We start from the raw sequence: 12,777 nt of genomic DNA on the forward strand, positions 1-12,777 counted from the left end.
GCCACCGCCAGCGCCACGGCCACCGGCAGGCGCAGCGGCCGCGGGAGCGGCGCGGCGGGAGTGCCGGGGTCGGTGAGGGCGGGCGGCGGCATCGTCATTTCCACGGGTCGCAGGCTACCCCCACCTGGCCTGCGACGACGGAGGGGCGCGGCCACGGTTCGGCCACGCCCCTCGGGTGCTTCCGTCTGTTCCCGGCCGGTGGTTCCGGTGACCTCACGATGACCTTCGGACCGACTCGCCGCGCGCCGGATGCCCGCGCCGTGCCGTTGTCTACTGGCCATGATCGGACCCCGGGGGGACCACCTGAACGCGGCCCGGTCCGCGCCGCCCCGCGCACCTCCACCCCCTGGACCTGGCTGAACGCGCGACCCCAGCGAGGACTGCGGCCAGTGGGCGGAGGAGCGAAGCGGATCACGACCGCTTGCCGTGAACACGACCTGAAGACGGTACGTCCCGACACCGGCGTCCTGTCAACCGGGAGTTCTGTGCTCCGGCGTGTCGCGTTCATCGGCGTGTCATGACCCGTACCGGATCGAGTTACCGAGCAGACCCGCCGCGACCTGCGGATGATCGACTGCGAGCAGCCCGGCCGCCGCGAGCACGTACTGCTCGTCCACCACAGTCTTGGCACGTTCCGGCGGCGCCCACCCACCGCCCAGGTCGGCCAGCAAGGTATCCAGAACGTGATGGCCGTCACTGTGCCGGAGCACGCCGCCGGAGCCGACGACGAGCCGGACGTCACGAAGATCGCGCCCGCCGGTGCGCGGCCGGCCCGGTCCGGGAGAATGCCCGCGGGCGTGCCGGCGCAGCGCGACGACCGCCGCCGCGGCCGCCAGCTCGACATCGTTTCCGGGCGGAGGCAGCTTCTCGGCCGCGGCCGCCGCCCGCGTCCCGTCCGCTCCCACGGCCACGCCCAGGTCGCCCTCGACGGTGCGCGCGCGCCACAGCGTCCCCGCCACGTCGCGCCGCGGCCCGGTCTCCGCCTCGGCGTCCGGCACCAGGGCCGAGTAGACGTCGGTCGTCGCCCCGCCCACGTCGACCACCAGAACGCCGGTGCCGGTCAGGTCGGCGAGCAGCTCCACCCCGGCAAGGACCGCGTCCGGGGTGGCGGCCCGCACCAGCGAGGCGAAGCGCCGGCCCCGGGAGAGCCGTTTCCCGCCGATCACGTGCCGCAGGAACACCTCGCGGATCGCCGCGCGGGCCGGCACCGGGTCGAGCACGCCGATGCGAGGCAACACGTTGGCCGCAGGATGCACGGGAACGCCGCCGAGAAGATCGAGCGCCTCTTCCCTGGCGCCGGCGTTGCCGGCCAGCACGACCGGGATCCGGATGCGGGCCCTGCCGAGCCGGCGGGCGTTGTGCAGCAGCACCTCCGCGTCGCCGCCGTCGGTGCCGCCGACCAGCAGCAGCACGTCGGGGCGGGCGGCGCGCAGCGCGGTCAGATCCGGGCCGGTCAGCGGACCGCAGGCGACGTGCACCACCTGCGCCCCGGCGGAGAGGCCGACCCGGTGGCCGGCCTCGGCGGTGACCAGCGCCTCGTACCCGATCACGGCGAGACGCAGGCCGCCGCCGGCGGACGAGCAGACGTAGAGCTCGTCTGCGCCGCCGACGGCGGCGATCGCCGCGTCCAGGCCGTGCAGCACGTCCGTCCCGGACGTGGTGGGCACCTCGGCCCGGCTGATCAGTCGCGCTTCGCTGAGGTCGATCTTGGCAGCTTTCGTGTACGTCGAGCCGACGTCGACGCAGACGGCACTACTCACGACTTGGCGGGCACGACGACCGTCCCCACCGCGGTGGTCGCCACGATCGGCTCGGCGAGAACCTGCGCCGCCGACCCCTCGGTCCCCCGGCACACCACCGTCACCGCGAACTCGATCTTCCGCGACCGGGTGCCCATCTTCACCACCCTCGCCGTGACCTCCAGGACGTCCCCGGCCCGGACCGGCGCCTTGAACTGCACGTCGTCGTAGGAGGCAAACAGCCCCTCGTCCCCGTCCAGCCGGATGCACACCTCCGTCGCGACGTCGCCGAACAGGCCGAGCGAGTACGCCCCGTCGACCAGGTTCCCGGCGTAGTGGGCGTGTGAGTAGGGCACGTAGCGACGGTGCGTAACGGTGATCATTGCTGTGCCTTTCTTGGCATGCTCTTCTGGCCCTCGCCTCCGGCGCCGTAGGCCGGTGCGGCCGGGTGCCGCTCGGTGCAGGCGATCATGCCGGTCTGCCAATCAACGCGTGGACAAGGTAGGAGGCGACCTCCCTGGGGGTGGTGCCGCGGCTGAAGATCCGGTCGACGCCGAGGTCGGCGGCCATCAGCTCGTCGAAGCGGGGCCCGCCGACGATCAGCAGCGGCCGCTTGCCGGCCGGCATCGCCTCGCGGAAGGCCGCCGACATGGCCCGCGTGTTCAGCAGGTGCGCGTCGCGCTGGGTCACCACCTGGGAGACCAGCACCGCGTCGGCCTTCTTCTCCCGGGCGGTCTCCACCAGGTCGGGCACGGACACCTGGGCGCCCATGTTGGTCACCGACAGCTCGGAGTAGTACTCCAGGCCCTTCTCCCCCGCGATGCCCTTGAGGTTGAGGATCGCGTCGATGCCCACGGTGTGCGCGTCGGTGCCGATGCAGGCGCCCACCACGTTGAGCCGCCGCCGCAGCCGCCGTTTGACGGCCGCGTTCACCTCCTTGGCGCTGAGCAGCGGGAAGTCGCGCTCGACGACCTGCACCTTGTCGGTGTCGACGAGGTGGTTCACCTTGCCGTAGACGACGAAGAAGGTGAAGCCGTCGCCCATCTGCTTGGCGTGCACGAGCATCGCCGGGTCCATGCCCATCTTGCCGGCGAGCTGGATCGCGGCGCCCTCGGCGCGCTTGTCGTGCGGGATCGGCAGGGTGAAGGAGAGCTGCACCATCCCGTCCCCGGTGGCGTCCCCGTAGGGCCGGATGATCACAACGCCTCCACGACAGGGTTGTAGTAGTCGTCCTCGTGCTTCGCGACGCCGTCCAGACCCTTGCCGCGATCGGCGGGCCGCTTCATGATCCCGAAGGTGCCGTCCGCGATGGCGTTCAGCAGGGTGTCGTCGACGATCTTCTCGAGCAGGTCGATCGCCTCGGTGAGCACCTGGTTCGCCCGGCCCCGGATGAACTCGCCGGGGGTGAAGTCCTCGTGCAGGTTGCCCGCGCCGTTGAGCACGTAGCGGACGTTCTGCAGGGCGATGTCGCGGTCGGAGAGCCACGGCGTCACCACCGCCTCGGTCATCATGCCGACCAGCAGGATGCCCTGGCCGGTCAGCGCCCCGGCCAGGTTGAAGAAGCCGTCCAGCAGGTTGCCCCGGAACACGTCCCCGGTCATGTGCTTGGTCGGCGGCATCCACTTCAGCGGCGCGTCCGGGAACAGCTCGCGGGCCAGCAGCGCGTGCGCCAGCTCCAGGCGGAACGAGTCCGGCAGATCCGGGTTGATCTCGAAGGCGTGGCCCAGCCCGAGCTGCCAGTCCGCGAGCCCGGCCTCGTGCGCGAAGTACTCGTTGAGCAGCTGCGACACCGTCACCGTGTGCGCGGCCTCGACCGCGTCGGCGGTGGTCAGGTAGTTGTCCTCGCCGGTGTTGATGATGATCCCGGCGCGGGCGTGCACCTGCCGGGAGAACCGCTGGTCGACGAAGGTGCGGATCGGGTTGATGTCGCGGAACAGGATGCCGTACATCGAGTCGTTGAGCATCATGTCCAGGCGTTCCATCCCGGCCAGCGCGGCGATCTCCGGCATGCACAGCCCGGACGCGTAGTTGGTGAGCCGGATGTAGCGGCCCAGCTCCTTCGACGTCTCGTCCAGGGCCGCCCGCATCAGCCGGAAGTTCTCCTGGGTGGCGTAGGTGCCGGCGAACCCCTCCCGGGTGGCGCCCTCCGGCACGTAGTCCAGCAGCGACTGGCCGGTGGACCGGATCACCGCGATCACGTCCGCGCCGGCCCGGGCCGCCGCTTGCGCCTGGGGGATGTCCTCGTAGATGTCCCCGGTGGCGACGATCAGGTAGATCCACGGGCGCTGCTGCGGATCGCCGTACCTCTTGATCATGCGGTCGCGCTCGGCCCGCCGCCGGTCGACCAGCTTGAGGCCGGCGCGGGCCGCCCGGGAAGCGGCCCGCCGGGCCGCCGTGACCTCGCCCTTGCGCTCGGGCATCGCGAACCGGACCGCGCCCGCCGCCGCCTTCTGCGCCAGCACGGTCAGGTCCTCGATGCCCGAGGAGGTGAGCGCGTGGAAGACCGGTACGGCCACCCCGTGCCCCAGCCCGACGTCCTCACGAACCGCGTCCACCAGACGGTTCACCCACGGGATGCCGTCCGCGTCGGCGCCCCGCACGCCGGCCAGGCGCAGCACCGCACGTTCCACCGAGACGGTGGTGTGCGAGCGCGCCAGGTCGACGACGGGCCGGCCCGCCCGCTCCGCGAGCTGTCTGGCGCGTGCCACGACTTGGGGATCGAGATGTAGTTTCCCGGCCAACGTTGGTGTGCTCCTTGTCCCGGCCCGGCCGGCTCCGTCGCCGGCCGGGCATGTCACTCTTCGAAGATCGTGTCGCCGTGCAGCACGGTGCGCCGGCAGATCGGCCGTGGCGGCGTCCCGGTCTCCGGGTCCGGCAGCAGGGCGGGCAGGCCGTCCTGCAGGCCGCCCGGCGTCGCCCACACCGCGAAGGTCGCCGAGGCGCCCGGCGCCAGCGTGCCGGTGTCCCCGACGCCGGCGGCCCGCCAGCCGCCGCGGGTGCTCGCCGCGAACGCCGAGCGCACCGTCATCCGGTAGACCGGGTTGCGGGGCGCGGCCGCCGCCAGCACGATCGCCCACGGGTCCAGCGCGGTGACCGGCGAGTCGGAGCCGAACGCCAGGGCCACCCCGGTCGCGTGCATCTGGCCGATCGGGTTGCTGGCCATGGCGCGCTCGACGCCGAGCCGCTGGGCGTACATGCGGTCCGGGCCGCCCCAGAGCGCGTCGAAGACCGGCTGCACCGAGGCGATCACGCCGAACTCGACCATCCGGGCGATCATCGCCCTGTCGATCAGCTCGACGTGCTCGATCCGGTGGTGGCCCTCGCGCATCCGGTCGACGCCGACCTGCTTGGCCGCGAGCGCGAAACCCTCCAGGACGGTCTCGATCGCGGCGTCGCCGATCGCGTGGAAGCCGGCCTGGAAGCCGACGCGCACGCAGTCGAGGATGTGCGCCGCGGCCTGCTCGGCGGTCAGGAACGCCTCACCGCAGCCGTGGTCGCCGTCCAGGTACGCCGAGCGCACCGAGGCGGTCCGCGAGCCGAGCGCGCCGTCCGCGTACAGGTCTCCGGCCGCTCCGTGCGCGCGCAGGTCACGTGCCCGCTCCGCGCCGCCGAGCTCACCCCAGTAGCCGAACACCTGCGGCAGCCCCTGCCCGGAGAGCTGGAGCACCGAGGTGAAGTCGGCCTCGCTGGAGGTGCCCGGGCCACCGCACTCGTGCACCGCGGCGATGCCCATCGACGCGGCCCGCGACAGTGCGGTGCGCTGGGCGGTCTCCCGCTGCCGCGGGGTCAGCGAGCCGAGCGCGACCGCCCGGACCGCGTGGTGGGCCTGCTCACGGACCCAGCCGGACTCGTCGTAGCCGTCGACGCCGACCGCGGCCGGCAGCAGCGACGCGGAGGCGAGCGCGGAGTGCACCGAGGCCTGCGACAGGTAGACCCGGCGGCCGCCTCCGGCCCGTTCCAGCTCGGCCGCGGACGGCGGGGTCTGCTCGGCCCAGGTCGACTCGTCCCAGCCGTGCCCGTGCACGACGCCGTCGGCCGGCCGGGTCCGCGCGAACGCGGCGACCGCGTCCAGCAGTTCCCGCGCCGAGCGCACCCCGGACAGGTCCAGGCCGTCGAAGGCCAGGCCGGTGTCGGTGGCGTGCAGGTGCGCGTCCACGAAGGCGGGCGTGACCAGCCCGCCGTCCAGGTCGATGGTGTGGTCGGCGGCGGGGGCGTCGGCGGTCGGGCCCAGCCAGGCGATCTTGTCGCCGCGGGTGACCATGGCGGTGGCGCGGGGGTCGGCGGGCGAGTAGAAGCGGCCGTTCAGATAGCGGACCGAGGGCTGAGTTTCACTCATGCGGCTCAGTCTGCCGCGATCCGGGCTTCGAACAACGCACGCACCGCGGGCACCTCGCGCAGCAGGCCCACCGCGAAGTCGGCGTGGCCCGGCACGTACCCGTTGCCGACCAGCATCGTCACGTCCGCGGCCAGGCCCTCCGCGCCCAGCGCGGCGGCCGGGAAGCTGGTCGCCATGGAGAAGAAGATCACGGTGCCGCCGGGCGCGGTGGCCAGGATCGCGCCGTGCTCGCAGCCCGGCACGTCCACGCAGACCACGGTGATGTCCGCGGTCCCCGCCGCCTGCGCGACCGCGACCGGGTCACGCGCGTCAGCGATCGCGATCTCGTCAGCCAGGCCTGCTGCCAGCAGCGAGTCGCGCTCCGCCGCGGAGACGACCACCGCTTTGGTACGGGCACCCGCACGTCTCGCGGCGGCGAGTGACAGCGAGCCGCTCTTGCCGGCCCCACCCAGCACGAGCACCGTCGGGTCCTGATACTGGCGAACGACCCGGTCGACCAGCGCCGGCGCCCCGCACACGTCGTAGACCGCCAGGGCCAGCTCGGCGGGCAGGTCGTCGGGCAGCACGCCGACGATCGAGCGGCCGAACAGGATCGCGGTGCCCTCGGCCGGGACCTGCTCGCTGAGCCCGTCCCAGGAGGCCAGGCCGTCGGTGATCCGCAGCGGGGTCAGCGTCAGCGAGACCAGGGTGGCCACCCGGTCGCCCGGTTTGACCGGCAGCGGCGACTCCGGGCCCACCTCGTCGACGACGCCGATCAGCATGCCGCCGGAGCCGGTGACCGGGTTGTGCATCTTGCCGCGGGTCTCGACGATGTCGAGCACCTCGGCGCGGATCGCGGCGCCGTCGCCCTCATGCTTGCTCGCCAGCTGCCGATAGCTCGCAGCGTCGAGGTTGAGCCGCTGCACGCGGATCCGCACCTCGTCCGGGCCGATCTCCGGCGAGGCGTCGAGCCGCCAGGCGGCCTGCGGCAGCACCCCGGCCGGTTCCAGCACCCTCGTCAGGCCCACGGACCCCGCCATTCCCCACTCCCTCGTTCGAAACATCTCCCGCTGATCGCGGTCCTACCGTAAATCTTTCGCATCCAGAGTTTCTAGACCGGAGATTCTCCAGTACGTTGATCGAAGCCACAAGCTATCTGAGGAGGACCGGTGCAGCCCTACGAGTACCAGCGGCGTGAGCTGATCGAGCCGGATTGGACCCGGTTCCCCGGCTGGCGGGACGTCACCGCCGCCCAGTGGCAGTCCGCGCAGTGGCAGCGGGTCAACTGCGTGAAGAACGTCAAGCAGCTGCGCGCCGTCATGGGCGACCTGCTCGACGAGAGCTTCTACGCCGACCTGGAAGCCGACCAGCAGCAGCTGGCCACCATGTCGATGCTGATCCCGCCGCAGATGCTCAACACCATGGTCCCCGACCGGGCGCCCGACACGGCGTCGTTCCTGGCCGACCCGGTGCGCAACTACATGCTTCCGGTCGCCTCCGACCGCCGCACCGACTGGCCGTCGCACCCGAACGCCAGCCGCGACTCGCTGCACGAGCACGACATGTGGGTGGCCGAGGGGCTCACCCACCGCTACCCCACCAAGGTCCTGGCCGAGCTGCTGGCCACCTGCCCGCAGTACTGCGGGCACTGCACCCGGATGGACCTGGTCGGCAACAGCACGCCGGCGGTCGCGAAACTCAAGCTGCTCCAGAAGCCGGTGGACCGCTACGCGGCCCACCTCGACTACTTGAAGAACCACCCCGGCGTACGCGACGTGGTCGTCTCCGGCGGCGACGTGGCCAACGTGCCGTGGAAGCAGCTCGAGGCCTACCTGATGGGGCTGCTCGCGGTGCCGACCGTGCGGGACATCCGGCTCGCCACCAAGGCCCTGATGGGCCTGCCGCAGCACTGGCTGCAGGACGACGTGGTCGAGGGCATGCACCGGGTGGCGGTCACCGCCGAGCGGCGGGGCGTGAACCTCGCCGTGCACACCCACGTCAACCACGTGAACTCGCTGACGCCACTGGTCGCCCGCGCGGTGCGTACCCTGCTCGAAGTCGGCGTGCGTGACGTGCGCAACCAGGGTGTGCTGATGCGGGGTGTCAATGCCACCACCGGCGACCTGCTGGATCTCTGTTTCGCGCTGCAGGGCGAGGCCGGCATCCTGCCCTACTACTTCTACATGTGCGACATGATCCCGAACGCGGAGCACTGGCGGGTCCCGGTCTGGCACGCCCAGCAGCTGCAGCACGACATGATGGGCTACCTGCCGGGTTACGCGACGCCCCGGATCGTCTGCGACGTCCCGTTCGTCGGCAAGCGCTGGGTGCACATGGTCGCCGACTACGACCGGGAGCACGGCATCTCGTACTGGACGAAGAACTACCGGACCTCGATCGAGGCCGACGACACCGAGGCGATCGGCAAGCAGTACGCGTACTACGACCCGATCGACACGCTGCCGCAGTCCGGCCAGGACTGGTGGCGCAAGCAGGAAGCGGGCGCATGAGAAAGGGGCCCGGCGGAATCCGCCGGGCCCCTTTCGTGTCGATCAGCTGAACGCGTCGCGGACGTCGCGACCGGCGTCCTTGACGTGCTCGCCCGCCTGCTTGGCGTGCGCCTCGGTCTCCTGGGCCTGGCCCTCGGCGTAGAGGCGCTCGTTGTCGGTCGCCTCGCCGACCGCCTGCTTCGTCTTGCCGGCGAACTCCTCGGCCTTGTTCTTGACCTTGTCGGTGATGCTCATCTTCAGCCTCCTTCGTGGGCGCTGATTTCTCGGCTACGAAAGATCAAGTGCCCGTTCGGCACCGCTTTGAAACGAGATGCGGCCGAAGCGGCCCGATACGATGATCACTGTGAATGAACACGCGTCGTCCTTCGGTGCGGCCGCGGACGCCTACGAGCGCGGTCGCCCGCCGTACCCCGAAGAGGCCCTCGACTGGCTGCTGCCCGCCGGCGAACCGCGCGTGCTGGACCTGGGCGCCGGCACCGGCAAGCTCACCCGGCAGGTGCGCGCCCGCGGCCTCGACGTGGTCGCCGTGGATCCGTCCCCGGGGATGCTCGGCGAGCTGCGCCGGGTCCTGCCGGAGGTGCCCGCCCACCTGGGCACCGCGGAAAGCATCCCGCTGCCCGACCACTCGGTGGACGTCGTGCTGGTCGCCCAGGCCTGGCACTGGGTCGACGCCGCCCGGGCGCTGCCGGAGATCTGCCGCGTGCTGACCCCCGGCGGCCGGCTCGGCCTGATCTGGAACCTGCGCGACGAGCGCGAGGACTGGGTGCGCCGGCTCGGCGCGATCATCGGCAGCGCGGAGACCGACCGGGGCGACCGGATCACCGCGCCGTTCGGGCCGGCCTCGTCGGAGACCTTCGCCTGGACGTACAGCGTCAAACCGGACGAGCTGCTCGACCTGGTGGCCTCGCGCAGCCGGATCATCCTGCTGCCGGCCGACGAGCGGGCCGCGGTGCTCGCCCAGGTCCGTCAGCTGATGGCGACCCACCCGGCGCTGCTCGGCAAGGGCGCCTACGAGCTGCCCTACGTCACGGAGTGCACCCGCGCGTCGCTTTAGGGTGGTGCCGTGCCAGAGCTCTCGGAGGCGCGGCGGGACCGCTTCATGCGGGCCGCGATCGCCTGCTTCACCCGGTACGGATACCGCCGGACCTCGATGGACACCATCGCCCAGGCGGCGGAGGTGTCCCGGCCCGCGCTGTACCAGTACTACCGCAACAAGGAGGAGATCTTCCGGGAGGCCGCCCGGTGGGGACTCGACGGCCTGGCCCGCCGGGCGCGCGCCGAGGCCGGCGAACCCGGGGAGACGGCCGAGCGGCTGGCGGCCGTGCTCGCCGTGGTGGTGGAGATGCACCTGCCGCGCCGCGGCCGGGACGGCGCCCGGTTCGACGCCGAGCTGATCGACGAGACCCGGGCCCGGGCCGGCGACCACTGGGCCGCCTTCGAGCAGACCATGGTGGACGCGCTGCGGTCGGTGCTCGGCGAGGCGCCGGACGACACGGCCCGCGTGCTGTTCTACGGGGCGAAGGGCATCGCGATGCAACTCGACGACCGGGCCGAGGCGCTGCGGCTGCTGCGGCAATTGACGGAGATGGCTGCTGGTATTCGCTGACATTTTTTGTAAGTCTTGTCAGATGGATGCCCGTGACCGCATCGCTGAGATCCGCCGCACCGGCGGCAAGGTGACCACCGACGAGCTCGACGAGATCTGGGCGGCCCTCCCCACCGTCCGCCCCACCGAGATCCTGGGCACCTGGAAAGGCGGTGAGTTCGTCACCGGCCACCGCTTCGAGGGCACCCTCGAGAAGATCGGCTGGTACGGCAAGACGTTCACCTCGCTCACCGACGTCGCCCCGCTGGTCTGCCGCGACGCCGGCGGCGCGCTCTACGTGAACAGCGAACTGGCCGGCGGCGGCGCGTCGCTGTGGACGGTGGAGTTCCGCGGCGAGGCGACAGCCACCATGGTCTACGACGGCAAGCCGGTCCTCGACCACTTCAAACGGGTCGACGAGCGCACCCTGCTGGGCGTGATGAACGGCAAGGGTGTGCGCGACGGCGACCGGTTCTACTACTTCTACCTCGAGCGCGACTGATGCGGGCGGTCGCGGCGCTGATCGAGTCCGCCGGTGGGCCGTTCACCCTGCACGACGTCGAGATCGAGCCGCCGCGGGCCGGCGAGATCCTGGTGCGCATCGCCGCGGCGGGCATCTGCCACACCGACCTGATCATGCGGCGTTCCTGGCCGCTGCTGCCGATGGTCTTCGGGCACGAGGGCGCCGGCGTGGTCGAGGCGGTCGGCGACGGGGTCACCGGGGTCGCGCCCGGCGACACGGTCTGCCTCAGCTACCGCAGCTGCGGGGACTGCCCGCAGTGCCGGGGCGGGCATCCGGCGTACTGCCTGCGCAGCGCGCTGAACTCGCGCGGCACCCGGGCCGACGGGAGCAGCCCGCTGTCGCGGGACGGGACGGTGGTCTACGGCAACTTCTTCGGGCAGTCGAGCTTCGCGACGTACGCGGTGGCGTACGAGAGCAACACCGTCAAGATTCCCGCCGACCTCTCGCCGGTGCTCGCCGCGCCGCTCGGCTGCGGGGTGCAGACCGGCGCCGGCACCGTGCTCAGCGTCCTCGACCCGGGGCCGGGCGCGACCGTGCTGATCGTCGGCGCCGGCAGCGTCGGCCTGAGCGCGGTGATGGCGGCCGTAGCCCGCGGCTGCACGGTGATCGCGGTCGACCCGGTGGCGGCGCGCCGCGAGCTGGCCCTGTCGTTCGGCGCCGCGCAGGCCCTGCCGGAACTCGCCGGGATCCGCGCGGACTACGCCGTCGACACCACCGGGCGCGGCGAGGTCATCGACCGGACCGTGCGGGCGCTGCGCCGCCAGGGGACGCTCGCGCTGGTAGGCATCGGCGGGACGGCCGAGATCGACATCATGACCGTGATGACCAACGGCATCCGCATCCGTGGCGTCATCGAGGGCGACGCCGTACCCTCGTCGTTCCTGCCCCGGCTGATCGACCTGCACCGGCGCGGCCTGCTGCCGATCGAGAAGATCATCACCGAGTACCCGTTCAGCGAGATCGAGACGGCGGCGCGGGACGCCGCGGCGGGCCGGGTGGTCAAGCCCGTGCTCGTTTACGGTGACATCCATGGATGAAGGCCTCTTCGACGACTCCGCGGTCATCCGCCGGGTGGCCGCAGAGGGGCTACTGCTGGCCGGCGGCGGGCGGGCCACCCTGCTGCAGATCGCCCACCCCGGCGTGGCCCAGGGCGTGTTCGACCACAGCTCGTTCGCCGAGCGCCCCCTCGACCGGCTGCGCACCACGATGACCTACGTCTACGGCGTGCTCTACGGCACCCGCGACGAGGCGCAGACCATCAGCCGGGCCGTCGCCGCCATGCACGCCCGGGTCACCGGGCCCGGCTACCAGGCCGACGACCCGGACCTGCAGGTGTGGGTGAACGCCACCCTGTTCGACACCGCGATGCTGCTCTACCAGCGTGTTCTCGGGCCGCTGCCGGCGGCCGAGGCCGACGTCTGCTACCGGCAGTACAGCGTGCTGGCCACCGCGATCGGCTGCCCCGAATCGGCGTGGCCGGCCGACCGGGCGACGTTCGCGCGGTACTGGGACCGCATGATCGCCACGCTCGAGGTCGGGGACACCGGGCGGCGCCTCGCCAACACGCTGCTCTGGCCGGAAGGTCTGCCGGTCGCCCTGCGGCCGGCGGTGCCGCTGAACCGGTTCGTGACCATCGGGCTGCTGCCCGAGCCGATCCGGGCCGGTTTCGGTTATCCGTGGTCACCGCGGCGGCAGAAACTGCTGGACCGGTGCCTCGACGGGGCCTCGGCGGTGTATCCGCGGCTGCCGGGGCGGGTTCGTCACGCGCCGAGGGATCTCTACCTGCGCGACTACCGTAAGCGCCTGGCCCGCCGGCGTTCGCGGGGGTCACCCGGGGCGGGCTCGCGGCCCGCCGCCTGACCCGGGCAGCGTCGGCCCTCCGCGCTCCGGGGTCGGCTTCCGACCGACCAGCCACCAGCCGCCGCGCCCAGCCGCCGCGCCCAGCCACCCAACCACCGCACCCAGCCACCCAGCCGCCGCACCCAGCCGCCGCACCCAGCCACCTAGCCGCCGCACCCAGCCACCGCACCCAGCCACGCAGCCGCCGACGGTCAGCTCGAGGTCCGCGATCGTCATCGGCTCGGCGAGCACGAGGGCGATCCGGG

At 72.2% G+C, this 12,777-nt stretch carries 13 protein-coding genes; 6 read left to right on the top strand and 7 right to left on the bottom strand.

Going from position 1 to position 12,777, the window contains the following annotated elements; all coding sequences use genetic code 11:
• Positions 1 to 515 precede the first annotated feature (515 nt).
• The 6 genes from AB0F81_RS46930 to AB0F81_RS46955 all read right to left on the bottom strand — a co-directional run bounded on the left by AB0F81_RS46930 (position 516) and on the right by AB0F81_RS46955 (position 7,094).
• Positions 516 to 1,760: a glutamate mutase L gene (locus tag AB0F81_RS46930; protein ID WP_360210165.1), complete on the bottom strand. Its 1,245-nt coding sequence runs from the start codon at positions 1,758 to 1,760 to the stop codon at positions 516 to 518.
• A complete protein-coding gene (locus tag AB0F81_RS46935; protein ID WP_360210167.1) occupies positions 1,757 to 2,122 on the bottom strand; it encodes a hotdog domain-containing protein in 366 nt (121 codons plus the stop codon). Before AB0F81_RS46935 ends, AB0F81_RS46930 begins: the two co-directional genes overlap by 4 nt.
• An 85-nt stretch (positions 2,123 to 2,207) precedes the next feature.
• Positions 2,208 to 2,939 (bottom strand): OAM dimerization domain-containing protein, encoded by a 732-nt coding sequence (locus AB0F81_RS46940; protein WP_360210169.1) that lies wholly within the window; start codon positions 2,937 to 2,939, stop codon positions 2,208 to 2,210.
• Entirely contained in the window at positions 2,936 to 4,480 is a 1,545-nt protein-coding gene (locus AB0F81_RS46945; RefSeq protein WP_360210171.1) for a lysine 5,6-aminomutase subunit alpha, read from the bottom strand. The genes AB0F81_RS46940 and AB0F81_RS46945 overlap by 4 nt, the downstream gene beginning before the upstream one ends.
• Positions 4,481 to 4,533: 53 nt before the next feature.
• Positions 4,534 to 6,075, bottom strand: a complete 1,542-nt coding sequence (locus tag AB0F81_RS46950) for an amidohydrolase family protein (protein ID WP_360210173.1) — start codon at positions 6,073 to 6,075, stop codon at positions 4,534 to 4,536.
• Positions 6,076 to 6,080: 5 nt separating this feature from the next.
• On the bottom strand, positions 6,081 to 7,094 hold the full coding sequence (locus AB0F81_RS46955; protein WP_360210175.1) for an L-erythro-3,5-diaminohexanoate dehydrogenase: 1,014 nt from the start codon (positions 7,092 to 7,094) through the stop codon (positions 6,081 to 6,083).
• Between the two features lie 129 nt (positions 7,095 to 7,223).
• Here AB0F81_RS46955 and AB0F81_RS46960 point away from each other — a divergent pair, with 129 nt between their 5' ends.
• Entirely contained in the window at positions 7,224 to 8,564 is a 1,341-nt protein-coding gene (locus tag AB0F81_RS46960) for a lysine 2,3-aminomutase (protein WP_360210177.1), read from the top strand.
• A 42-nt stretch (positions 8,565 to 8,606) separates the two neighbouring features.
• On the opposite strand, the gene AB0F81_RS46965 is transcribed toward AB0F81_RS46960, so the two are convergent.
• A complete protein-coding gene (locus AB0F81_RS46965; protein ID WP_360210179.1) occupies positions 8,607 to 8,798 on the bottom strand; it encodes a CsbD family protein in 192 nt (63 codons plus the stop codon).
• A 100-nt stretch (positions 8,799 to 8,898) separates the two neighbouring features.
• On the opposite strand from AB0F81_RS46965, the gene AB0F81_RS46970 reads away from it, so the two are divergent.
• From AB0F81_RS46970 to AB0F81_RS46990, 5 genes are read left to right on the top strand one after another with little or no spacing between them, the layout of a single operon-like run.
• Positions 8,899 to 9,618, top strand: a complete 720-nt coding sequence (locus AB0F81_RS46970; protein WP_360210181.1) for a class I SAM-dependent methyltransferase — start codon at positions 8,899 to 8,901, stop codon at positions 9,616 to 9,618.
• Positions 9,619 to 9,627: 9 nt separating this feature from the next.
• A complete protein-coding gene (locus AB0F81_RS46975; protein WP_360210183.1) occupies positions 9,628 to 10,170 on the top strand; it encodes a helix-turn-helix domain-containing protein in 543 nt (180 codons plus the stop codon).
• Positions 10,171 to 10,192: 22 nt separating this feature from the next.
• Positions 10,193 to 10,651 carry a DUF4334 domain-containing protein gene (locus AB0F81_RS46980; protein ID WP_360210185.1) on the top strand — a complete coding sequence of 153 codons (459 nt, stop codon included), beginning with the start codon at positions 10,193 to 10,195 and terminating at the stop codon, positions 10,649 to 10,651.
• Entirely contained in the window at positions 10,651 to 11,709 is a 1,059-nt protein-coding gene (locus AB0F81_RS46985; RefSeq protein ID WP_360210187.1) for an NAD(P)-dependent alcohol dehydrogenase, read from the top strand. Before AB0F81_RS46980 ends, AB0F81_RS46985 begins: the two co-directional genes overlap by 1 nt.
• A complete protein-coding gene (locus tag AB0F81_RS46990) occupies positions 11,702 to 12,532 on the top strand; it encodes an oxygenase MpaB family protein (RefSeq protein ID WP_360210189.1) in 831 nt (276 codons plus the stop codon). Before AB0F81_RS46985 ends, AB0F81_RS46990 begins: the two co-directional genes overlap by 8 nt.
• The last annotated feature ends 245 nt before the right edge of the window (positions 12,533 to 12,777 follow it).

The sequence above is a fragment of the Actinoplanes sp. NPDC024001 genome (assembly GCF_040638955.1).
Lineage (GTDB): Bacteria > Actinomycetota > Actinomycetes > Mycobacteriales > Micromonosporaceae > Actinoplanes.